The 21,027-nt window shown below is 72.1% G+C and carries 18 protein-coding genes and 2 pseudogenes; 14 read left to right on the forward strand and 6 right to left on the reverse strand.

The window, feature by feature from the left end; genetic code table 11:
- Window positions 1-537 carry a DoxX family protein gene (locus Q4V64_RS02340; RefSeq protein WP_124436905.1) on the forward strand — a complete coding sequence of 179 codons (537 nt, stop codon included), beginning with the start codon at window positions 1-3 and terminating at the stop codon, window positions 535-537.
- A 302-nt stretch (window positions 538-839) separates the two neighbouring features.
- On the opposite strand, the gene Q4V64_RS02345 is transcribed toward Q4V64_RS02340, so the two are convergent.
- Window positions 840-1,172 (reverse strand): hypothetical protein, encoded by a 333-nt coding sequence (locus Q4V64_RS02345; protein WP_124436906.1) that lies wholly within the window; start codon window positions 1,170-1,172, stop codon window positions 840-842.
- A gap of 174 nt (window positions 1,173-1,346) precedes the next feature.
- Between Q4V64_RS02345 and Q4V64_RS02350 the strand changes: the two genes are divergently transcribed.
- Genes Q4V64_RS02350 through Q4V64_RS02360 form a run of 3 tightly spaced genes read left to right on the forward strand, consistent with a single transcriptional unit; the run spans window position 1,347 to window position 3,078 of the window.
- Window positions 1,347-2,036, forward strand: a complete 690-nt coding sequence (locus tag Q4V64_RS02350) for a nucleotidyltransferase family protein (protein WP_124436907.1) — start codon at window positions 1,347-1,349, stop codon at window positions 2,034-2,036.
- Window positions 2,036-2,332 (forward strand): BON domain-containing protein, encoded by a 297-nt coding sequence (locus Q4V64_RS02355; RefSeq protein WP_124436908.1) that lies wholly within the window; start codon window positions 2,036-2,038, stop codon window positions 2,330-2,332. The genes Q4V64_RS02350 and Q4V64_RS02355 overlap by 1 nt, the downstream gene beginning before the upstream one ends.
- Window positions 2,329-3,078, forward strand: coding sequence for a metallophosphoesterase (locus Q4V64_RS02360; RefSeq protein WP_124436909.1), 750 nt, complete (start codon window positions 2,329-2,331; stop codon window positions 3,076-3,078). The genes Q4V64_RS02355 and Q4V64_RS02360 overlap by 4 nt, the downstream gene beginning before the upstream one ends.
- Window positions 3,079-3,098: 20 nt before the next feature.
- Here the strand turns inward: Q4V64_RS02360 and Q4V64_RS02365 are convergent.
- Window positions 3,099-3,836 (reverse strand): annotated as a pseudogene (locus Q4V64_RS02365) (hypothetical protein); the annotation flags it as partial.
- Window positions 3,837-4,418: 582 nt separating this feature from the next.
- Here Q4V64_RS02365 and Q4V64_RS02370 point away from each other — a divergent pair.
- The 4 genes from Q4V64_RS02370 to Q4V64_RS02385 all read left to right on the forward strand — a co-directional run bounded on the left by Q4V64_RS02370 (window position 4,419) and on the right by Q4V64_RS02385 (window position 9,766).
- Window positions 4,419-6,911 carry a nitrate reductase gene (locus Q4V64_RS02370; protein ID WP_124436910.1) on the forward strand — a complete coding sequence of 831 codons (2,493 nt, stop codon included), beginning with the start codon at window positions 4,419-4,421 and terminating at the stop codon, window positions 6,909-6,911.
- Window positions 6,908-7,396 (forward strand): hypothetical protein, encoded by a 489-nt coding sequence (locus Q4V64_RS02375; RefSeq protein WP_124436911.1) that lies wholly within the window; start codon window positions 6,908-6,910, stop codon window positions 7,394-7,396. The genes Q4V64_RS02370 and Q4V64_RS02375 overlap by 4 nt, the downstream gene beginning before the upstream one ends.
- An 83-nt stretch (window positions 7,397-7,479) precedes the next feature.
- Window positions 7,480-8,043 carry a hemerythrin domain-containing protein gene (locus Q4V64_RS02380; RefSeq protein ID WP_124436912.1) on the forward strand — a complete coding sequence of 188 codons (564 nt, stop codon included), beginning with the start codon at window positions 7,480-7,482 and terminating at the stop codon, window positions 8,041-8,043.
- 346 nt (window positions 8,044-8,389) lie between these two features.
- A complete protein-coding gene (locus tag Q4V64_RS02385) occupies window positions 8,390-9,766 on the forward strand; it encodes an MFS transporter (RefSeq protein WP_124436913.1) in 1,377 nt (458 codons plus the stop codon).
- A 23-nt stretch (window positions 9,767-9,789) separates the two neighbouring features.
- Here the strand turns inward: Q4V64_RS02385 and Q4V64_RS02390 are convergent, their stop codons facing one another.
- Window positions 9,790-10,218 (reverse strand): DUF2267 domain-containing protein, encoded by a 429-nt coding sequence (locus Q4V64_RS02390; RefSeq protein WP_124436914.1) that lies wholly within the window; start codon window positions 10,216-10,218, stop codon window positions 9,790-9,792.
- Window positions 10,219-10,331: 113 nt separating this feature from the next.
- Entirely contained in the window at window positions 10,332-10,895 is a 564-nt protein-coding gene (locus tag Q4V64_RS02395; RefSeq protein ID WP_124436915.1) for a hypothetical protein, read from the reverse strand.
- Window positions 10,896-11,164: 269 nt separating this feature from the next.
- On the opposite strand from Q4V64_RS02395, the gene Q4V64_RS02400 reads away from it, so the two are divergent.
- Both Q4V64_RS02400 and Q4V64_RS02405 read left to right on the forward strand, forming a co-directional pair.
- Window positions 11,165-11,566, forward strand: coding sequence for a hypothetical protein (locus tag Q4V64_RS02400; RefSeq protein ID WP_253266650.1), 402 nt, complete (start codon window positions 11,165-11,167; stop codon window positions 11,564-11,566).
- A gap of 152 nt (window positions 11,567-11,718) precedes the next feature.
- Entirely contained in the window at window positions 11,719-12,921 is a 1,203-nt protein-coding gene (locus Q4V64_RS02405; RefSeq protein ID WP_124436917.1) for a cytochrome P450, read from the forward strand.
- 29 nt (window positions 12,922-12,950) lie between these two features.
- Here the strand turns inward: Q4V64_RS02405 and Q4V64_RS02410 are convergent, their stop codons facing one another.
- Both Q4V64_RS02410 and Q4V64_RS02415 read right to left on the reverse strand, forming a co-directional pair.
- A complete protein-coding gene (locus tag Q4V64_RS02410; protein WP_124436918.1) occupies window positions 12,951-13,814 on the reverse strand; it encodes an NAD(P)-dependent oxidoreductase in 864 nt (287 codons plus the stop codon).
- 60 nt (window positions 13,815-13,874) lie between these two features.
- Window positions 13,875-15,344 carry an MFS transporter gene (locus tag Q4V64_RS02415; protein WP_253266651.1) on the reverse strand — a complete coding sequence of 490 codons (1,470 nt, stop codon included), beginning with the start codon at window positions 15,342-15,344 and terminating at the stop codon, window positions 13,875-13,877.
- A 199-nt stretch (window positions 15,345-15,543) separates the two neighbouring features.
- Here Q4V64_RS02415 and Q4V64_RS02420 point away from each other — a divergent pair, with 199 nt between their 5' ends.
- The 4 genes and pseudogenes from Q4V64_RS02420 to Q4V64_RS02440 all read left to right on the forward strand — a co-directional run bounded on the left by Q4V64_RS02420 (window position 15,544) and on the right by Q4V64_RS02440 (window position 21,020).
- Window positions 15,544-16,038, forward strand: coding sequence for a lamin tail domain-containing protein (locus Q4V64_RS02420; protein WP_124436919.1), 495 nt, complete (start codon window positions 15,544-15,546; stop codon window positions 16,036-16,038).
- 185 nt (window positions 16,039-16,223) lie between these two features.
- Window positions 16,224-16,572, forward strand: a pseudogene (locus Q4V64_RS02430) (SpoIIE family protein phosphatase); the annotation flags it as partial.
- Window positions 16,573-16,733: 161 nt separating this feature from the next.
- A complete protein-coding gene (locus Q4V64_RS02435) occupies window positions 16,734-19,523 on the forward strand; it encodes a SpoIIE family protein phosphatase/ATP-binding protein (RefSeq protein WP_172628955.1) in 2,790 nt (929 codons plus the stop codon).
- 132 nt (window positions 19,524-19,655) lie between these two features.
- A complete protein-coding gene (locus Q4V64_RS02440; protein ID WP_124436920.1) occupies window positions 19,656-21,020 on the forward strand; it encodes an FAD-dependent oxidoreductase in 1,365 nt (454 codons plus the stop codon).
- Window positions 21,021-21,027: the final 7 nt, after the last annotated feature.

Raw genomic sequence — 21,027 nt, forward strand, 5'->3', positions numbered from 1 at the left:
ATGAGTCTCTTGCGCTTGGCCGGCCGCCCCCTGCTCGCCTCCATGTTCGTCTCCGGCGGACTCAGCTCCCTTCGCGAGCCCGAGAAGGTGGCGCCAGCGGCCGAACCCGTCGTACAACCGGTCACCGAGCGCGTCGACGCGCTGCCGGACCGCACCGAACAGCTGGTACGTCTCAGCGGCGCCGTCCAGGTCGGGGCGGGTGTCCTGCTCGCCATCGGCCGGGTGCCCCGGGTGGCGGCCCTGGCCATCGCGGCCACGCTCGTCCCCACCACGCTGGCCGGACACCGCTTCTGGGAGGCAGAGGATCCTGACGACGAGCGGGCCCAGCAGCGCATCCACTTCCTGAAGAACCTCTCGATGCTCGGCGGCCTGCTCATCGCGGCCGACGACACCGCCGGCCGGCCCTCTTTGCGGTGGCGCGGCCGGCACACCGTCCATGACCTGCGGCGCGAGGCCGGCCTGGTGCGCCGCTCGGTCCAGGCCACCGCGCGACCCGCCGCCGCGGCCGGACGCCTGCGGGCCAGGCTGCCCGCCTGACCGACCGGGTGCCGGCGTCGGCGCCCGCGACCGCCGGACGGGCGGTGCGGGCGCCGCGTCCGGTCACCGGGTCACGACGTGCCGCTCGTCGGGAACCAAGTGGGTCATGGTGAGCCCCTCCTGGTCGTCAGCAAGAAGGCGGCGCCGACGTCCCATACCTGGGAGGTCGAGGCGATCGCGGCGCCGGAGGTCGTACCGATGACCGGCTCTCGCTGACAGGTCACCGCTCCACGCACCACACATCAGCCGGTCACCGCTCCACGCGCCACACATCAGCCGGTCACCGCTCCACGCGCCGCACGTCAGATGGTGTGCCCTTGCGCCGTCAGCCAGCGGTGGACGGTCTCCTTGTCCGCCGGAGTGATCCGGACGGGGCCCTCCGCGTGCGGGCCCTCGTCCTCGTTGAAGCCCGTGTCGGTGACCCGGGCGGTGACCCAGTGGGCCAGGTTCGCGGCGGCCTCGTCCGAGAGCCGGCCCTGTTCCCACCCGGCGCGGGCCTCGCGGGCAGCGGAGCTGTCGTGCCGTGCGGTCTCCTCCAGCCAGACCGGTACGAGCCGCTCGACGACCGAGCGCTCCTCGGACGGGACCGGCTGCCGCTGACGCTGTGAAACCGGCTGCTGGTGCTTGCTCTCCATGAGGATCGAGTGCCCATCAATCGTCCGGAAAGTACGGAAAGTGAAGCCTCGCGCCTTCTGTGCGGCGTTCGTGTCGAAGCCGGAGCACCGGGTACTCGGGCGTGCGTCGCGGCCCTTCGACCACGGTGCCCGGGGACGGGCCGGACGACGGGCCGACCAGGAAAGGGGGCAGCGGTGACGCGGCACGCCGATGACCACGCATTCGACCAGCACGCCGGCGTCGCGGAGCTGCGGCTGGCCTCGGGGGATCCCCAGCTCGTCCCCCAGAACGAGGCACTCGCGGAGGATCTGCCCCTGGACCGCAACCAGGCCATCCTGCAGGCCACCAAGCAGGTCGCCTCGATCCTGAAGCGGAAGGGTCACGCCTTCGCCCTCGCCGGCAGCGTCGCCGTGTACGCCCACGGCGGCACCCAGAACCTCCAGCACGACGTCGATTTCTGCTTCCGGCCCGAGGACGCCGAGGCCGTCGCCGAGACGCTCCGAGAGGCCGGCCTGCCGGTGTACGCCCCGCCGGAGGACTGGCTGCTGAAGGCCAACTGCCTCGGACAGCAGGTCGACCTCATCTTCGAACTGGCTCACCAACCCGTCACGACGGAACTGCTGGCGCGGGCCGAGGAGCTGTCGGTCGACTCGGTCTTCATGCCGGTCCTGTCGCCGACCGACCTCGTGCACAGCCTCGTGGCCGCCTTCTCCGAGCACCACTGCGACTTCGGGGCGGTGCTGCCCATCGCCCGCACGCTGCGGGAGAAGGTCGACTGGGAGGCGGTGCGCCGCGCCTGCGGGAGCGACCCGATGCCGGACGCGTTCTTCTACTTCCTGGAGCGGCTGGAGGTCATTCCGCCCAGGCCGAAGGAGGAGCAGTGATGACCGAGCCCGTCGCGGACCACACGGGCACCGCCGGCGACGCCGCCGCGGCCGAGAACGTCGAATACCGGGTCGCCCACCTGCGCGACCGGCTCGCCGCGGAGGAACTCAGCGAACTGGGCGTACGGGCCGAGGTGCGGGCCGGGGCGGTGGTGGTGACCGGCACCGTTCCCTCTGTGCAGTGCCGGGAGACGGTGCTGCGGACCGTCAACGAGGCGCTGGCCGGGCTCGCCGTGCACACCGATGTCGTGGTGGCGGACAACGCCTCCCCCGACCATGCGGAGGACCTGCCATGATCCGCGTCGCCGCCGTGGGGGACATCCACATGGGGCCCGACACCCAGGGGCTGCTGCGGCCCGCCTTCGAGACCCTGCCCGACTGTGCCGACCTGCTGCTGCTGGCCGGCGACCTCACCCGCCACGGCACGCCGGAGGAGGCACGGGTGGTGGCCCAGGAGGTGCGGGGGCTGCCGGTGCCGGTCGTGGCCGTGCTCGGCAACCACGACCACCACGACGAGCAGCCCGACAAGGTCACCGGCATCCTCCAGGAGGCGGGCGTGACGGTGCTGGAGGGTGAGGGCACGGTGGTGGAGTGCGGCGCGACGCGCGTCGGCATCGCCGGGACCAAGGGCTTCGGCGGCGGATTCGTCGGACGCAGTGCCGGGGAGTTCGGCGAGCCGCTGATGAAGGAGTTCGTCCGCTACACCCGGCGCAGCGCCGACGGACTGCGCGCCGCGTTGGAGGAACTGGACCGGAAGGGCTGCGCGCTACGGGTCGCCCTCACCCACTTCTCCCCCGTCGCCGACACCCTCGCCGGTGAGCCGCCGGAGATCTATCCGTTCCTCGGCAGCTATCTGCTGGCCGAGGCGATCGACGTGGCGGGCGCCGACCTGTCCGTCCACGGCCACGCCCACGCGGGCACGGAGCACGGGATGACCGCGGGCGGCGTACGGGTGCGGAACGTGGCCCAGCCGGTCATCCGGCGGGCGTTCAACGTGTACCAGCTGCACACCCACGGCGACACCGACAGCGACACCGGGTGACGTGACGGTTCCCCGGCGACTCACGGCGCAGCGGCCTCGAGGTCCTGCCACGCCCGCTCCCGCACGTCCGGGCGCAGCAGGACCTCGACCGCCGTGCAGGCCAGCGCCTCGGTGGCCGCCGGCATCACCTGCCGGCCGCGGTCGGAAGCGGCCGCCGCGGCGAACTCGGGCGTGTGGTCGGAGCCGTCCGGATCCATGATCGCGACGAAGGGGTGGATGGCGGGCACGCGCCCGCTGACGTTGCCGATGTCGGAGGAGCCCAGGTACACGCCCGGCTCGGGTGGCGTCACGCCGAGGCCGGCGCGTGCCAGGTGGCGGGCGAACCGTCCGGAGAGGACCGAGCTGTCGCGGAAGTGCTCGTAGCGGGGCGTGGCGCGTTCGACCGTGACGGTCGTCGCCGTGGCCCGGGCCACGCCCTGCGCGCAGGTGAGCAGTTCGCCCGCGAGATCCTTCAGGGTGGCGGTCGTCTCCGCCCGCAGTCCGAAGATGCCTTCCGCGTACTCGGGGACGACGTTCGTCGCCCGGCCGCCGTCCGTGATGATGCCCTGGACGTGCGAGCCCTGAGGCAGTCGCCGTCCGACCACGGCGAGGGTGTTGAACAGCTGGATGAGCGCCGCGAGGGCGTCGATGAGGCCGGGCAGGGCGTCGTACTCCATCAGCAGGGCCACGGCCGGCCGGGACCGCGTGCCCGCCCGGGCGGCAAAGGCCGTCGGCAGTCCGGCGACGCCCCGCTCGACGACGAAGCCCTCCCGTTCCAGGGCCTGTGTCGAAAGTGGCGTCGTTCGCCCGGAGGGCGGGCCGGGCGCCCGCCGCGATGGGGGTCCCCCCGCTCGAGCGAAGCCGAGAGTGGGGGAGGCTGATGACTGCGTTGGTGCGTGCTCTCGGCGTGCCGGGCGGAAGCCCTCGTACTGGATGTACTTGGGCTTTCGCCCGGTGCGGCGAGTGGGGGCACCTCCCACGCCCTTAAGGCAGTGGGGGAGCGTGCCAGGCGTCGCCCGGCAGGCGCCACTTTCGACACAGGCCCTAGCTCCGCGCACAGCAGTGCCGCGGCCCGGTGTTCCTCGAAGGCGTACTCCGGATCGGCGTGCAGCGCGCAGCCCGCCTCCCACAGCCGCTCCGCCCGGTCGGCCACCTCCCCGCGCACCCGTGCGAGCACCTCGTCGACGGCGTCGGTCACGTGGGCCTCCTGGGGAGTCGTCCGCCTGCGTCGACGGTGCGGGTTCCAAGGACAGGTCCTGTCCACACCCACCGGGCGGCCCGGTGACGTTGGCGGACTGTGGCCGGGGGTACTCGGGGCCGGTCGGTCCGACGCTCGGACGGCTCGTGGCCGGGAGGGTGGCATGGGGAATGCGGTGGACCGGATAGCGCGGCCGTGGGGCGATCGCTCGCCGTACGGGCGTCATGAGCCGTGGCCGGCCAGGGTGGACACGTACCTGACGGACGGGGTGGAGCCCGGCAGCGTACAGAAGTGGGTGCAGTCGGCGTCGATCCTGCATTCCGACGGCGACGCCATGGACATCGCCGTGGTCGACGGCCGTATGGCGGGCGTGCGGGGCCGGGCCGTGGACCGGGTCAACCGCGGCAGGCTGGGGCCCAAGGACCTGTTCGGCTGGCAGGCGAACGCCGCCGCGGACCGGCTGACCAGGCCCCTCGTCAGGCGTGACGGGCGGTTGACGGAGACGGACTGGGACACCGCGATGGAGCTGGTGGCCGCCCGCTCCCGGGAACTGCTGAAGGAGCGCGGGCCCGGGGCGATCGGGTTCTACACCACCGGTCAGCTGTTCCTGGAGGAGTACTACACGCTGGCGGTCCTCGCCCGGGCCGGGATCGGCACGAACCATCTCGACGGCAACACCCGGTTGTGCACGTCGACAGCCGCGGAGGCGCTGAAGCAGTCGTTCGGCTGCGACGGGCAGCCGGGCAGTTACGACGATTTCGACCACGCCGACGTGATCGCTCTGTTCGGCCACAACCTGGCCGAGACCCAGGACGTGCAGTGGATGCGGGTGCTGGACCGGCTCGAGGGGGCCGACCCGCCGCGCCTGGTGTGCGTGGATCCCCGGCCCACGCGGGTGGCCCGGCATGCGACGGTGCACCTGGCGCCCCGGGTGGGCACCAATGTCGCGCTGCTCAACGCGCTGCTGCACGAGACGATCCGGCACGACCGGGTCGATCACGACTTCGTCGCGGCGCACACCGTCGGCTTCGACGAGCTGGCCGAGCGGGTGGCGGGCTGCACACCCGAGTGGGCGGCGCGCATCTGCGACGTTCCGGCCGCACGGATCGCCGAGGCGGCCGAGATCCTCGGTACGGCGGACGCGTTGCTGTCCACCGTGCTCCAGGGCGTCTACCAGTCGCACCAGGCCACGGCGGCCGCCGTACAGGTGAACAACCTGCACCTGATCCGCGGCATGCTGGGCCGCCCGGGCGCCGGCGTACTGCAGATGAACGGCCAGCCCACCGCCCAGAACACCCGCGAGTGCGGCGCGAACGGGGATCTGCCGGGCTTCCGCAACTGGCAGAACGACGCCCACGTCGCCGACCTCGCGCGGGTGTGGAACGTCGAGCCCTCGAGGATCCCGCACTACGCGCCGCCCACGCACGCGATGCAGATGGTGCGGTACGCCGAGCAGGGCTCGATCCGCATGATGTGGATCAGCGGCACCAACCCCGCCGTCTCCCTGCCGGACCTGGCCAGGATCCGCTCGGTGCTGAGGCAGGAACGGCTGTTCACGGTGGTGCAAGATCTGTACCTGACGGAGACCGCCCGGCTCGCCGACGTCGTCCTGCCGGCCGCGACCTGGGGGGAGAAGACCGGCACGCTCACCAACGCCGACCGTACGGTGCACCTGTCGGAGAAGGCGGTCGAGCCGCCCGGCGAGGCCCGGAGCGACCTGGACATCTTCCTGGACTACGCCCGGCGGATGGACTTCCGCGACAAGGACGGCGAGCCGCTGATCGGCTGGCGGGATCCCCGGGCGGCGTTCGAGGCGTGGCAGCGCTGCAGCGCCGGCCGCCCCTGCGACTACACGGGGCTGTCCTACGACAGGCTCCGCGGCGGCAGCGGCATCCAGTGGCCCTGCACCGAGCAGGCGCCGGAGGGAACCGAGCGGCTCTACACCGACCGCGTCACCTGGGCCCACCCGGACGTCTGTGAGAGCTACGGCAAGGACCTGGAGACCGGGGCCACGAGCAGCGCGGTGGAGTACCGCTCCCTCAACCCGGACGGCAAGGCCGTGCTCAGGGCCGCCGCCTATGTGCCGCCGCACGAGATGCCGAGTGAGCGGTACCCGTTCCAGCTGTCGACGGGCCGCACGCTCTACCACTTCCACACGCGGACCAAGACCGGACGGACACCCCAGCTCGACCGCGCCGCGCCGGAGGTGTGGGTGGAGGTCTGCGGCGCGGACGCGTCCCGCCTCGAACTGGTCGAGGGCGATCTCGTCACGGTCACCACCGCGCGGGGATCCCTGCAGGCACGGGTACGCGTGAGCGACATCCGGCCGGGGCTGCTGTTCGTTCCCTTCCACTACGGCTACTGGGACACCAAGGAAGGGAACGGTCCGGGCGGCGACGAGCCGGGGCGAGCGGCGAACGAGACGACGGTCACCGACTGGGACCCGGCGTCGAAGCAGCCGCTGTTCAAGACCGCCGCCGCCGCGGTCACCCTGGTCGCACGCGGCCACAGCGCGTGCGCCCCGGCCCCCACCACCACCGCGTCGGCTCCGGCGGTCACGGGCTCCGTACCGGCCACGGCCGGCGGACGGGCGGCGTACGCGTCCCGCGAGCCCGGACAACCGGCCCGGGTCGTCCCTCGGAAAGGCACCCCGTGAACGGCATCACCCTCACCCTGCGCGTCCTGCACCACGGCGAACGACGGCTGGCGCACGACCTCGTGACCATGGCCGAGCGCCACGCCGTCGAGCACGAGATCCACCATGTGGCCACCGACCTGGCCGCCTGGTCGAACGCCCACGTGCGACGCCTCGCCGACCTCGCCGCCGATCACGGCCTGCGTCTCGGCGGTCCGCATGACCCGTCCGACGGTCTGCTCGCCACGCTCAGGAGCAAGGCGTCGCAGGCCGCGGGGCATCGGCCCGAGCCGGGGCTGCTGCTCCTGCGTGATCTGTGCGAACTGCACCTGGCCGCCGCGGAGAACTCACTGCACTGGGAGATGCTGGCCCAGGCCGCCCAGGCGTCGAAGGACACCAAGCTGCTGGAGCTGGCTTCGGAGTGTCATCCGCAGACGCTGCGCCAGATGCGCTGGACCGACACTCTGATCAAAGAGCTGTCGCCGCAGATCCTGACGAGTCTGTGACGGCGTAGGACGTACGGCCCGGGGCACTCGGGGTTCTGGCGGGTCCGCCCCGGAGCCGCCACCCCTGGCTGGAGGTGAAGGGCATGGGACATGGAGGAGACGTCATCGACGAGCTGGTGACCGATCACCGGGAGGTCGAGGACATCTTCGGCCGGATCGCGGCACTTCCGTTCGCCGACAAGGACCGTAAGGTCTACGCCGATCAGGTCACCATGGAGCTCGTACGGCACTCGGTGGCCGAGGAGGCCTACCTCTATCCGGCCGTGCGGGAGCATGTGCCAGGCGGGGACGCGATGGCCGACAAGGAACTCGAGGACCACGCCAAGGCCGAGCAGATCATGAAGGATCTGGAGGACTGCGACGCGGACGATCCCGAGTTCGACCGGCTCATCGGCATGCTGATGAACGAGATCCGCTCGCACGTGGCCGACGAGGAGGAGAACCTCTTCCCCAGGCTGCGCGCGGCATGCCCCGCCGAAGCGCTCGACGAGCTGGGCAACAAGGTCCGCATGGCCAAGAAGGTCGCGCCGACCCGGCCGCACCCGTCCGCGCCGGACAAGCCTCCGGCCAACAAACTGCTCGCACCAGGGGCCGGCCTGGTCGACCGCCTGCGGGACGCGCTGACAGGCCGCGGCAAGCCCGACTGACACCCACACCGGCACCCGCTCCCGTCCCCAGGGCCCGTCGCTACGGCGACGGGCCCTTTTCCGCGCTTTCGCTGTGACATACGGCACGGGAAGCGCCGGAGAGGCGGCGCTCCCACCAACGCTGTGATCAACCGCACTCGGAGCGCCAAGTGCCGTATGCCGTCGGACGGTTGGGAAGACGTGCGGCGGTGGAGCACCGTGGACCGGCACCGACTCGCCCCTCCCCTCTGCCACGATGGTCCGCGCCGTACCCCGGCTCTCAGGAGCAGCCGCGCAGCGCAGCCGGCGTTCCCTTTCTCGCCGACACCTCCACTGAGTCCTCCGACTCGTCTACGAGTAACGCACTGTGCCTTCTTCTCCCGCATCGCTCTCCCCTGCGCCGGAATCCGCCCCCGGGCCGTCCGGCAGCACCTCCCGCTCCCCGTGGCGGTCCCTTCGGTACCGCAGCATGCGCTGGTGGTCCTTCGCGAACTTCGTGTCGAACACCGGTACGTGGATGCAGCTCACGGTCCAGAACCTGCTGGTCCTGCAGATCACCGGGTCCGCCGCCGCGACGGGACTGTCCATGTCCGTCCAGGCCGCGCCCGCCCTGCTCATGAGCCTGCTCGGCGGCGCGGCCGTCGACCGCTGGCCCCGCAAGGTGACGGCCACCGTCAGCCAGGCCCTTCTGGGCACGGTCGCCTTCGTGATGGCGCTGCTCGTGGCACTGGACCGCCTCGACATGACCTCCTTGATGGTGCTGGCCGCCGTGACGGGCATCGTCGCGACCGTCGACAATCCGGCCTGCGCCCTGCTGGGCAACGACCTCGTCCCGCCGGAGGACGTCCCCTCGGCGATCGGGGTGGGCGCGCTCGTGCACAGCTCGGGCCGGCTCCTGGGGGCCGCCCTGGCCGGCGTGACGGTGGGCTTCCTCGGCACGGCCGCCGCGTACATGGCCAACGGGGTGTCGTTCCTCTTCGTCGCCTCGGTCATTCCGTTCCTGCGACCGGCGCCCGGGGCGGCCCGGCCCACCAAGCCCGCCAAGCCCGCCAAGCCCGTCGGGCGCGCACCCGCCGGGCGGCGCGGCACGGGCCCCGACATGACCGTGCGCGAGGGGCTGGCCTTCTTCGCCCGCCGGCCCCGGCTCGTCGCACTCGCCGCCGTCACCGGCATCAGCGCAGTCTTCGGACGCAACTACGGGCTCACCCTGGCCGTGCTGGTCACCGGGCCGCTCGCGGGCGGCGCCGGAGCGTTCGGGACGGTCTCCACCGTCCTGGCCGTGGGCGGCATCCTCGGCGCGGTGCTCGGCGCCCGGCTGCGCCGTCCCTCGGTGCGACTCGTGGGCACCCTGGCGGCAGCGGGCGCGTTGCTCCAGGTGGTCGCCGGGCTGTCGCCGTCCATGGCCGTGCTGCTCGTGCTCGTCCTGCCGATGGCCGTGGTGGAGTCCGTCTCCGACACCGCCGGCACGGCCGTCCTGCAGACCGACCCGCCCGCCCATCTGCGGGGACGGGTGCTCGGCGTGTGGGGCAGCATCGGCACCGTCTGGGGCCTGGGCGGGCCGCCCGCGCTCGGCCTCCTCATGGAACTGGCCGGGGCACGCGGAGCCCTCGTCACTGGCGGACTGATCATCGCCGGCACGATCGGAGCCGGCTTCCTCCTGCGGGGCCGCCGGACCCCGACGGTCATCCTGCGCACGGAGGAGGGCGATGTGACGGAGCGGGCCGAGCTGCGCACGGCGGCGTGAGGGCGGCCCGGGTCCCTATGGTGCTACGCGGGGGGCTCGTCGGCGCGTCCTGCGGGCAGCAGTTCGCGGATGTCGGCGGGGAGGGCGTCGGTCAGCTTCCGCATCTCCTCGGGTGAGACAGCGGCGTCGAGAACCTCCAGGACCGCGGCGCAGTACCGGAGCGCCGTTTCCTCCGTGGTACCGGCCCGGACCGCGACCCGGCCGGCGAAGGCCGTCAGGTCGAAGGGCTCCCCCGCACCGCTGGGCCGTGCCTCCGAGGTGGCCGAAGCGGTCGTTTCACGGATGTGCGCCGCCAGATCCGGCGGGAGCTGCGCGGCCAAGTGGTCGGCCAGCCCGGTCGGCAGCCTCTCCGCCAGGGTCCGCAGCACCGACTGTGTCGCGCGCTCGGTGGACCCACGATCCGGCAGGTGAGCAAGGGCCTGCACCTTGCCGATGATTTCGTCGTGCCGCATGTCCGCGTTCCTTTGTGGATGTAGTTCCGCAGTTCAGGGCCATGGGCCGGGTAACCACAGGGGCGTCCATCACACGCGGGCGTCGCGGAAGGAAGCGTTCGTTCGCCGCTGCCTCAGGCGATGAGGGCCTGTCCCGGCCGGAGGCGCTCCAGCAACTGGGCGTGGTGCAGTTCGGCCACGGGGGCGAGGAGGTCGGGGTGGCGCAGCAGCGCCGCCGCCCGGCGGTCGGCGGCGTCGGGCGCGATCAGGCGGCGGAACTCGACCGGCGTACCCGCCATGTGGCCGCCGTCGGCGACCGCGGCCACCGCCAGGTCGGCCAGTTCGGGGTCGGTGAGCAGGCAGGCCGCCCAGCTCGCGACGACTTCGTCGACCCAGGTGCGCCAGGCGTGGTCGTCCCCGTCCTGGGTGGCCCGGGTGTCCTCGGCGGCCCGGGTGTCGTAGGAGCCGCCTCCGTCCGCGCCCGTGATCCAGTCCAGTCGTGCGGAGCCGCCGGGGCCGGCCATGTGGACCAGGGCGGCGTCCATCGGCGTCGGGTACCTGAGCCAGGCCGCGACCGTCACGGCCTGCCGCGCCTGTACCTCGCACAGGGCCGAGGCCAGCGCGCCGCCGCCCGACGGGTAGGCACACGTCAGCCACTGGGCGGTCGCCGCGATCAGCGGGGAAAGATCTGCGAGCACTGCCGGGCCGTCCGAACTGCTTCCGGGAGAAAGAGGGACTGCAACGGTAGCCCGAGCCCCGATCAGCCGGACATGACCCGGACCTCGTCGGTGACGTGGCCTCGGCCACATCCACGCCGTTGCTCCGTTCGAGTGGTGTGGCCCCCGTCACGGCCGTACCGTCGGTACCGGCAGAACCGCGCGGAGCGAAACGGTCGGGAGCAGGCGTGCTGAAATTCGCGGTGACCAAGACGGTCGGCCTCTGTGTCGCCGCGGCGTTCGCCGCTGCCATGGGCACGGCCTCCGCCACCCCGGCGACGCCGTCGGCGGACCATGCCGCGGCACAGCGGTCCGAGGATCCCGTGCTCGTCGACTGTTTCTCCAAGCCCCAGGAACGCCCCGCCGACTTCATCCTCGCCTGCGGCGACGGCAACAGCCGCCTGACGTCGCTCGATTGGTCGCGCTGGGATGCGGAGTCGGCGGTGGCGAAGGGCCGCAACGCCGTGAACGACTGCGAGCCGTACTGCGCGGCGGGCACGTTCCGCTCGTATCCGGTCGTCGTACGGCTCGACCGCCCGGAGCCGTGGAAGAAGCACCCGCAGCTCCAGCACTACACGCGGATGACCCTCACCTACCCCGACGACAGGCCGGAGAGGCTCGCCTCCGTGGTGACGTACCCGCTGGGGAACTGAGCGTTCCGGCGGGCTGAAACCGTCCGTCGGTTGTGGTGTCGCGGAACCGTGACACCGGCTGGCCGGTAATGGAGCATCACGAACCACCGTTCCCTGGCCACACTGCTGCCCTGAACCGTTGCGATCCACCGGGTGCGCGGAGAGGGGACCTGATGGCCGAGGCGCAGGAGTCCGCACGCAAGACGGACCGGGGAGGCGGCCGGCCCGGCTGTCCGATGCGCCGCGCCGCGGACGGCACCTGGCAGGTGCACGATTACGCGAACGCGCGTGCGGTGCTGCGCGGTACGGAGACGGTACAGGCCGGTCTCGGCATAGAGACGGTGGAGAAACTGCCCCCGCGCGTCCGCCGGCCCGTCCTGTACCAGGACGGGCCCGAACACCGGGAACAGCGGCGGCAGACCGCCCGCTTCTTCACCCCGCGACGCGTCGACGAGCACTACCGCACGCTGATGGTGCGCATCGCCGAGGAGCAGCTGACGGCGCTGCGCACCGCCGGTGAGGCTCAACTGGCCGAGCTGAGCTTCAACGTGGCGATCGCGGTGGCGAGCGAGATCATCGGTCTGCGCCACAGCCGTCCGGGCATCCGCACCCGGCTCGAACGCTTCTTTCCCGAGGAGTTCGGCCGACCGGGGCTGACCAGCGTGCGGGGCGTCTACTGGCTGCTGCGGCAGAACGCGAACTGGCTGCGCATCTACCTCGCCGACGTCCGCCCCGCGATCCGTGCGCACCGCCGTCAGGAGCGCGACGACCTGATCTCCCATCTGCTGGCCGAAGGATGCTCGGACGCCGAGATCCTCGGCGAGTGCCTGACGTTCGCCGCGGCCGGGATGGTCACCACGAGGGAGTTCATCTGTGTCGCCGCCTGGCACCTGTTCACCGACGCGGAGCTCCTCGCCCGCTATCGCGCGGCTCAGGAGCCGGAACGGCTCGGTGTGCTGCGCGAGATCCTGCGGCTGGAGCCGGTGGTGGCACGGCTGCGGCGCAGGGCGACGGCACCGCTCACGTTGGAGACGCCGTCCGGCGGGGTGTCGGTCCGGCCGGGCGAGCTGATCGAGCTGTTCGTCGACGACGCGAACACCGACCCGCAGGCCGTGGGACGGGATGCGCGACTGCTGCGTCCGGGCCGGGACCTGGCGCTCGGGCCGGGCCCGGCGGGCCTGTCCTTCGGAGACGGCCCGCACCGCTGCCCCGGTGCGGACGTCGCCCTGCTGGAGGCGGACGTGTTCCTCAGCCGCCTGTTCGCGCTCGACGGCCTGCGCATGACCACCCCGCCGCGCGTGTCCTTCAACAACGACATCGGCGGGTACGAGATCAGGAACATGACGGTGGCCCTTACCTCGCATGACGACTGCTGAGTCGTCCGGGCACACGCTGTCCCGGTCCGTCACGTCGCCGCGCCAGGCCCTCGCCCCCTGAGGTCGGCGATCAACCGGTCGCTGGTCACGGTCCGGTCGTCCTTGTGGTCCCGCCACTGCTCGAAGGTCTCCGCCGCGGCGTCCGCGAAGGCACCCGGCAGGCCGACGCCGCGCCAGGCCTCGGCGATCTCCCGCATCTCCGGCTCCCAGCGCCAGGCCCGGTGTCCCGCGCCCGCCAACTGCTCCGGACCGGCCAGCGGGGTGCCGGGCAGCAGGTGCGCGGCGAGGTCGCGGAGGTCGTCCAGGACCCCGTGTCCGTCGGCGAGGGCACAGGCCTCGGCGGCGAGCGCGTACGAGATCTTGTTGTAGGCGGCGAAGGCCAGCTTGAGCGCCGAGGCCCGGCCGACCGGCCCGGCCAGGACGACCGGTGTCAGAGCAGTGCCGTCGAACAACGCGCGGACCCGGGCCACCGTCGCGTCGTCGCCCGACAGGTACAGCCGGGTGGTCCCGGCCTGGCGCGGAGGCGGCCCGCTGATGCCCCCGTCGACCAGTCTCACCCCCGTGCCGTCCCACACCTCGGCGATCTGGGCCATGCGCCCGGGACTGACCGCGTTGGCGTCGACGTACACGCCGCTGAACCCGGCCGCCGCGACCTGCCGGGCCACGTCGAGGGCGGCCGCCGGAGGGCAGACGCTCAGGACCACCGTGCACCGGGCGGTCAGCTCGGCCATGCTGTCGGCGGCCCGCAACCCCAGCTCGGCGGCCCGCTCCCGCGTGGCGGCCGAACGCCCCTGTGGCAGCCACCAGATCCTCGCCCCCGCCGCCACGGCCTGCGCGGCCACCTGCGCTCCCATGGCACCGGGGTGCACGATCCCCACGTCCGCATCAACCATGCCGGGACCCTACCGCCGCCCATGGGAAGCCCACCGCGAGGGGATCAGGTCGGGGATCGATCAGCTCTGACTCGCGTGCACAGGGCTGTGGGACACCTCGGGCGGGCAGGGCTGTCGCCGCGCCCGGCGATCCCGCAGCCAGTCGCGCACCGCCACCCCGAGCGCGCACAGCACGGGCACGATTCCGGAGCCGACGGCGATGGCGACCGCGGAACGGTAGGCGTCGCCGTCGGCGGCCAGCACCATGTAGAACAGCCCGGGCAGGGCGGCCGTACCGATGGCGCCGCCCAGCCTCTGTCCCGTCTGCAGTGCGCCTCCCGCGGCACCCGCCATCCGCACCGGCACGTCCCGCAAGGTCATCGTGACGTTCGGGGAGATGACGCAGCCGCTGCCCATGCCGCCGACGAACAGCGCGGGGGCCGCGCACCACACCGCGATGTCCTCGGGCGCGAACCGCAGGCTCAGCACCGCCCCGCCCAGCCCGAGGGCCACGGCGGTGAGTCCGCATACGGTGAGCAGCCGGCCCAGACGCTCCACCAGACGCCCGGCGACGAGTGCGGCCACGGCCGATCCGATGGCGAAGGGGGTCACCGCGAGCCCGGACAGCAGCGGCGAATACCCCTCGCCATTCTGCAAGTAGAGGGCGAATACCAGCCACACACCGCTGAAGCCGACGAAGTACAGGGTGGCGATGGCGGCCCCGGCGGCGTAGCCGCGGGTCGCGGTGACCAACCGGGGGTCGAGCAGCGGCTGCGCGGCACGGGCGGCGACCCGCCGCTCCCACCGTGCGAAGACCGCCAGGAGCGCCGCTCCCACCAGGAAGAGCCACCACAGCCGTCGGACACCGCCGGACTCGGCCAGCACCAGGGGCAGCATGACCGCCAGCACGCCGCCGCCGAGCAGCGCGACGCCCGGCAGGTCGAGCCGTTCGCCACGGCCGGGGGCGAGTTTGGGCAGCAGTCGCAGGCCGAGCACGAGCGCGATCACGCCGACCGGGACATTGACGTAGAAGATCCAGCGCCAGCCCTGCGGTCCGTCCGCGAGCGAGAGGATGAGTCCGCCGACGACCGGGCCGACGGCGCTGGAGATGCCGACGGTGGCGCCGAAGAGACCGAACGCCCGGCCGCGCTCGGCGCCCCGGAACATCTGCTGGATCAGGGCGGAGTTCTGCGGAGCGAGGCAGCCCGCGGCCACGCCCTGCGCCAGCCGGGCCACGATCAGCAGCGCGATGGTGGGAGCCGCGCCCGCCGCCGCGCTGCACACCACGAACGCCGTGAGCGCCAGCAGGAAGATCCGGCGTCGGCCGATCGCGTCGCCCACGCGTCCCGCGGTGACCAGGACGAGGGCGAACGCCAGGGCGTAGCCGGAGACGACCCACTGGATGGCGGGTGCCGAGGCGTGCAGGTCCCGCTGCATGGACGGCAGCGCCACCGCGACGATGGTCACGTCGAGCAGGCTCATGAATCCGGCCACGAGCGTCACCCACAGCGCCTTCCACCGCTTGGGATCGGCGCCTTCGGCCACGTCCACCGGGCCGTCTCCCTGCCCGCCCGCCTGCGTCCCGACGTCCACGCGCGCTCCTCTCCGCCCTTACGGGTATCCCGCGTCACCGGGATACGCATGTGCCACCCCTCACGGGCCTTCACATTTTCTGCACCCTTCCGCCACCGTGGCTTCACCAGGCGTGTAGGCTCCTCGCGCTCCATTCGCACAACTGGGGGGATTTCCCATGCGTATACGCCTTGTCCTGGCGACCGCCGCCGCTGCCGGCTCGATAGCCGCGATGGCCGCCACTCCGGCGCAGGCCGCCGAATACTCGTCGGCGCTGAAGATCAAGGGTGTCCAGTACGACGCACCCGGCACGGACCGCAACAACTGCTCCACCGGCAACACCAAGGACGAGTTCCTGACGATCAAGAACTACTCGCGCACGGCGACCATGAACCTCAAGGGCTACGTCGTCAAGGACGCCGCCGGCAACCGCTTCAAGTTCACCGCGAACCACCAACTCCAGCCCGGCGACTACGTGAAGCTGCGCGGCGGCAACGGCACCGACTCCGACGCGAAGAACGTCGTCTACCGCGACAACTGCAACTTCATGTGGAACAACGACAAGGACACGATCTACGTGTACAAGCCGTCCGGCAGCAAGGCCGACGTGCACTCGTACACCAAGAGCGGTTCCGACCCCGACCGCAACGGTTACATCACCTTCCACGGCTGACGGACCGGCACGGCCCGCCCGGGAAATCGGGGCGGGCCGTGCGGATGCGCGCAGGGGCGCAGGGGCGCAGGGGCGCAGGGGCGCAGGGGCGCATTCTGACTGTGGCGTCGCCTGGCGGCGGCGCACGGATGGGATGGGCCGATGAGTGGGAGCGCCGGGAGCGAACACGCGACGCCCGGGCGACGCCGCTGCTGCGCCTTCCGGAGGGCCGCACCCACGTCCTGGACCTGCCCGGCGGGGTCGTGCTCGGGGTGGACTCCCGTGCCCGCTACCCCGTGGCGGAGCTGCGGATTTGACCCCGGAGCGATCCTGGCGCTGTACACCGACGGCCTGGTCGAACGGCCCGGCGGCGACATCGACGACGGCATCAGCGCACTGCGGGTGGCCCTGGCCAAGGCCGGCGCGCCGGCGGCCCACCCCGGCGGCCGCTCACTGGCGGGCGTGGCCGACAAGCTCACCGCGACGGCCCGCCACAGCGCAGACCGCCCCGACGACATCGCCCTCCTTCTGGCAGCCCGCCGAACGGGAGGGTGAGGGCAGCGGGGGCGAAACACCCGGCGCCGCCCCTCCCCCTGCCCCCCTGCCCCCGGGCCACCGGCCACCGGCCGCCTGCCGCCTGCCGCCTGCCGCCGCGAGGGCCGTTACCCCTGTAGCGCCCCTCGCCTCCTGAGGCCCGGCAGTGTAGACATGGGCACATGGTCCGACTCTTGGGTCGATCCGGGGCCCGGTCGACCCGTCGTCCCAGCGGTCCGCGCCCATCGCACGCGCCCGACCGCGCCCCAAGGGCGCCCGAGCGCCGCGCGCGGCGCATGACCGGCGGTCCGCTCACCTCACGGCAGCACGAAGCGGGCCGCTCGGGATTGCGGTCGGCGCTGAGCGGCCGCAGCGTCGCCGGACAGGTGTTCGTCCTGCAAGTGGTGATCGTGCTGCTGCTGGTCGTCGCCGCGGTCGGGGCGCTCGTGCTCCAAGTCCGGCACGACAGCACGCAGGAGGCCCGCAACCGCTCCGTCGCCGTCGCCGAGGCGTTCGCCAACGCACCCGGCACCGTTGCGGCTTTGCGCGGTCCGAACCCGTCGGCGGTACTGCAACCACGGGCCGAGGCGGCCCGCAAGGCGACGAAGGTGGACTTCATCGTCGTCATGAACACCGACGGCGTCCGTTACTCCCATCCCAAACCGGACCGCATCGGCAAGAAGTTCGTCGGCACCATCGCACCGGCGCTCGCCGGACGCACGGTGACCGAGGAGATCACGGGCACGATCGGCCCGCTGGTGCAGGCCGTGGTGCCGGTCAAGGCGCCCGACGGCTCGGTCGTGGGTCTGGTCTCGGCGGGGATCACCACCGCGAGCGTGGGCGGTGCCGCGAACCGGCAGCTGCCGCTCGTGCTGCTCGCCGCCGCGGCGGGACTCGTCCTGGCCACGTGGGGCACCGCGCTGGTGAGCCGGCGGCTGCTGCGCCAGACGCACGGCCTGGGCCCGCACGAGATGACCCGGATGTACGAGCACCACGACGCCGTACTGCACGCCGTACGGGAGGGCGTGCTCATCGTCGGCGGCGAGGGCACCTTGCTGCTGGCCAACGACGAGGCGCAGCGCCTGCTCGACCTGCCCCAGGACGCCGAGGGCCGGCATGTGCGGGATCTCGGCCTCACCCCCGACACGGCCGGCCTGCTGGCCTCCGGCCGGGTCGCCACGGACGAGGTCCACCTGGTCAAGGACCGGCTGCTGGCCATCAACCAGCGGCCCACCGACAGCGAGGGCGGCCCGCCCGGCAGCGTCGCCACGCTGCGCGACTCCACGGAGCTGCGGGCGCTTTCCGGCCGGGCCGAGGCGGCGCGGGAGCGCCTCAACATGCTGTACGACGCCGGAGTTGCCATCGGGACGAGTCTGGACGTCACCCGTACCGCCGAGGAACTGGCGGAGCTCGCCGTCCCCCGGTTCGCGGACTTCGCCACCGTGGACCTGTTCGACGCCGTCCTCAGCGGCGGGCAGCCGGAAGCGGCGACGACGCTGCGTCGTACGGCGATGAGCGGGATCCGCGAGGACGCCCCGCTCTACCCGCTGGGCCGGCAGATCCGACTCGTCGACTCCGCTCCGCAGGCCCGCAGCCTCAGGACGGGGCAGGCCGTCATCGAGCCGCGCCTGAGTGAGGCGTCGGGCTGGCAGGCACAGGACCTCGAGCGCTCCGCCCAGGTCGTGGAGCACGGTATCCACTCGCTGATCACCGTGCCGCTGCGCGCGGGCAGCCTGGTACTCGGTGTGGTCAGCTTCTGGCGGTCCGGGAAGCCCGAGCCGTTCGACACGGAGGAGGTGGCGCTCGCCGAGGAGTTGGTCGCCCGTGCGGCTGTCTCCATCGACAACGCCCGCCGCTACACCCGCGAGCACAGCATGGCGGTGACGCTGCAGCGCAGCCTGCTGCCCCGCACGCTGCCCGAGCAGGACGCCCTGGAGATCGCCTACCGGTATCTGCCGGCGCAGGCCGGTGTGGGCGGCGACTGGTTCGACGTACTGCCGTTGTCCGGCGCCCGTGTGGCACTCGTGCTGGGAGACGTCGTCGGCCACGGGCTGCACGCCGCGGCCACCATGGGCCGGCTCCGGACGGCGGTGCACAACTTCTCCTCCTTGGACCTGCCGCCCGACGAACTGCTCGCTCTGCTGGACGAGTTGGTGGGGCGCATCGACCAGGACGAGACGGTGGAGGACGGCAGCGCCCCGGTCACCGGCGCGACCTGTCTGTACGCCGTCTACGATCCGGTTTCCCAGGTCTGCACGGTCGCCCGTGCCGGCCACCCGCCGCCCGCCCTGATCCATCCCGACGGCAGCGTGGAGTTCCCGGAGGTGCCGGCCGGTCCCCCGCTCGGCCTCGGGGGGCTGCCGTTCGAGACGGCCGACCTCGAACTGGCGGAGGGCAGTCGGCTCGTCCTGTACACGGACGGGCTCGTCGAGGACCGGGAGCACGACATCGACGTAGGGCTGGAACAGCTGCGGACCGCGCTGGAGCGGGCCGGCAAGTCCCCCGAGGACACCTGCCGGGTCGTCCTCGACTCCCGGCTTCCGGCCCGGCCGAGCGACGACGTCGCCCTGCTCGTGGCGCGCACCCGGGCTCTGCCCGCCGACCGGATCGCCGAGTGGCAGGTGCCGTCGGATCCGGCGGCCGTCGCCGAGGCCCGCGCCTCCATCACCCGGCAGCTGGCCGGGTGGGGACTGGACGAGCTGACCTTCACCACGGAGCTGATCGTCAGCGAGCTCGTCACCAACGCGATCCGCTACGGCGGTGACCCCATCCACGTCCGGGTGATGTACGACCGCACCCTGATCTGCGAGGTCTTCGACAGCAGCAGTACCTCGCCCCACCTCAGGTACGCGGCCATGACGGACGAGGGCGGACGCGGCCTGTTCCTCGTCGCGCAGCTCGCGGAACGCTGGGGCACCCGGTACACGCCCGCGGGCAAGGTCATTTGGGCGGAACAGCCCCTTCCCTCATAAACGCGCCCATGAAGCGACAGCTCATAAAGTGACCTTATGAGCTCATAGACCGGACCCGCGTACCGACTTAGGCTTGCCTTAGTTTAGGCTTCCCATCGAGTCGATCCATCGCCGCTCGAAGGGAACCTGATCATGCCCCGCCCCTTGCGGGTAGCCATCGTCGGAGCCGGCCCCGCCGGGATCTACGCCGCCGACGCACTGCTCAAGTCCGAGGTGGCCGCCGACCCCGGTGTGTCCATCGACCTCTTCGAGCGGATGCCGGCACCGTTCGGACTGATCCGATACGGCGTCGCCCCCGACCACCCCCGCATCAAGGGCATCATCACCGCCCTCCACCAGGTCCTCGACAAGCCGCAGATCCGTCTCTTCGGCAACGTCGACTACCCGACCGACATCAACCTGGACGACCTGCGCGCGTTCTACGACGCCGTGGTCTTCTCCACGGGAGCGACGGCCGACCGGGAACTGTCCATACCCGGTATCGACCTCGACGGCTCCTACGGCGCGGCGGACTTCGTCTCCTGGTACGACGGTCACCCGGACGTGCCACGCACCTGGCCGCTGGAGGCCGAGAAGGTCGCCGTCCTCGGCGTCGGCAACGTCGCGCTCGACGTGGCGCGCATCCTCGCCAAGACCGCGGACGAACTGCTGCCGACGGAGATCCCGCCGAACGTCCACGACGGGCTGAAGGCCAACAAGGCCCTGGAAGTCCACGTGTTCGGCCGCCGCGGCCCGGCGCAGGCCAAGTTCAGCCCGATGGAGCTGCGCGAGCTGGACCACTCCCCCAACATCGAGGTCATCGTCGACCCCGAGGACATCGACTACGACGAGGGCTCGATCGCGACCCGGCGCGGCAACAAGCAGGCCGACATGGTCGCCAAGACCCTGGAGAACTGGGCCATCCGCGACGTCGGGAACCGCCCGCACAAGCTGTACCTGCACTTCTTCGAGTCGCCGTCGGAGATCCTGGGCGAGGACGGCAAGGTCGTCGGCCTGCGCACCGAGCGCACCGCCCTTGACGGCACCGGAAACGTCAAGGGCACCGGCGAGTTCAAGGACTGGGACGTCACCGGGATCTACCGCGCCGTGGGCTACCTGTCCGACAAACTGCCCAAGCTGCCCTGGGACATCGACTCGGGAACGGTCCCGGACGAGGGCGGCCGGGTCATCCAGGAGAGCGGCGAGCACCTGCAGTCGACGTACGTCACCGGCTGGATCCGGCGCGGCCCCGTGGGCCTGATCGGCCACACCAAGGGCGACGCCAACGAGACGGTGTCCAACCTCCTGGACGACTTCGCGAACGGCCGTCTGCACACGCCGGATTCGCCCGCGCCCGAGGCCGTGGACGCGTTCCTCGCCGAGCGGAGCGTCCGCTTCACCACCTGGGACGGCTGGTACCAGCTGGACGCCGCCGAGAAGGCACTGGGCGAGCCCGAGGGCCGTGAGCGCGTGAAGATCGTCGAGCGCGAGGACATGCTGAAGGCGAGCGGCGCGTAGCAGGCGA

The sequence above is a fragment of the Streptomyces sp. NL15-2K genome (genome assembly GCF_030551255.1).
Classification (GTDB): domain Bacteria; phylum Actinomycetota; class Actinomycetes; order Streptomycetales; family Streptomycetaceae; genus Streptomyces.

Bases quoted from the DNA above. Each gene is read 5' to 3' on its own strand.
- Q4V64_RS02360 (WP_124436909.1), top strand. From the start codon at position 2,329: ATGATCCGCGTCGCCGCCGTGGGGGACATCCACATGGGGCCCGACACC.
- Q4V64_RS02390 (WP_124436914.1), bottom strand. From the start codon at position 10,218: ATGCGGCACGACGAAATCATCGGCAAGGTGCAGGCCCTTGCTCACCTG.
- Q4V64_RS02440 (WP_124436920.1), top strand. From the start codon at position 19,656: ATGCCCCGCCCCTTGCGGGTAGCCATCGTCGGAGCCGGCCCCGCCGGG.
- Q4V64_RS02405 (WP_124436917.1), top strand. From the start codon at position 11,719: ATGGCCGAGGCGCAGGAGTCCGCACGCAAGACGGACCGGGGAGGCGGC.
- Q4V64_RS02400 (WP_253266650.1), top strand. From the start codon at position 11,165: ATGGGCACGGCCTCCGCCACCCCGGCGACGCCGTCGGCGGACCATGCC.
- Q4V64_RS02370 (WP_124436910.1), top strand. From the start codon at position 4,419: ATGGGGAATGCGGTGGACCGGATAGCGCGGCCGTGGGGCGATCGCTCG.
- Q4V64_RS02380 (WP_124436912.1), top strand. From the start codon at position 7,480: ATGGGACATGGAGGAGACGTCATCGACGAGCTGGTGACCGATCACCGG.
- Q4V64_RS02355 (WP_124436908.1), top strand. From the start codon at position 2,036: ATGACCGAGCCCGTCGCGGACCACACGGGCACCGCCGGCGACGCCGCC.
- Q4V64_RS02420 (WP_124436919.1), top strand. From the start codon at position 15,544: ATGCGTATACGCCTTGTCCTGGCGACCGCCGCCGCTGCCGGCTCGATA.
- Q4V64_RS02435 (WP_172628955.1), top strand. From the start codon at position 16,734: ATGGTCCGACTCTTGGGTCGATCCGGGGCCCGGTCGACCCGTCGTCCC.
- Q4V64_RS02410 (WP_124436918.1), bottom strand. From the start codon at position 13,814: ATGGTTGATGCGGACGTGGGGATCGTGCACCCCGGTGCCATGGGAGCG.
- Q4V64_RS02345 (WP_124436906.1), bottom strand. From the start codon at position 1,172: ATGGAGAGCAAGCACCAGCAGCCGGTTTCACAGCGTCAGCGGCAGCCG.
- Q4V64_RS02340 (WP_124436905.1), top strand. From the start codon at position 1: ATGAGTCTCTTGCGCTTGGCCGGCCGCCCCCTGCTCGCCTCCATGTTC.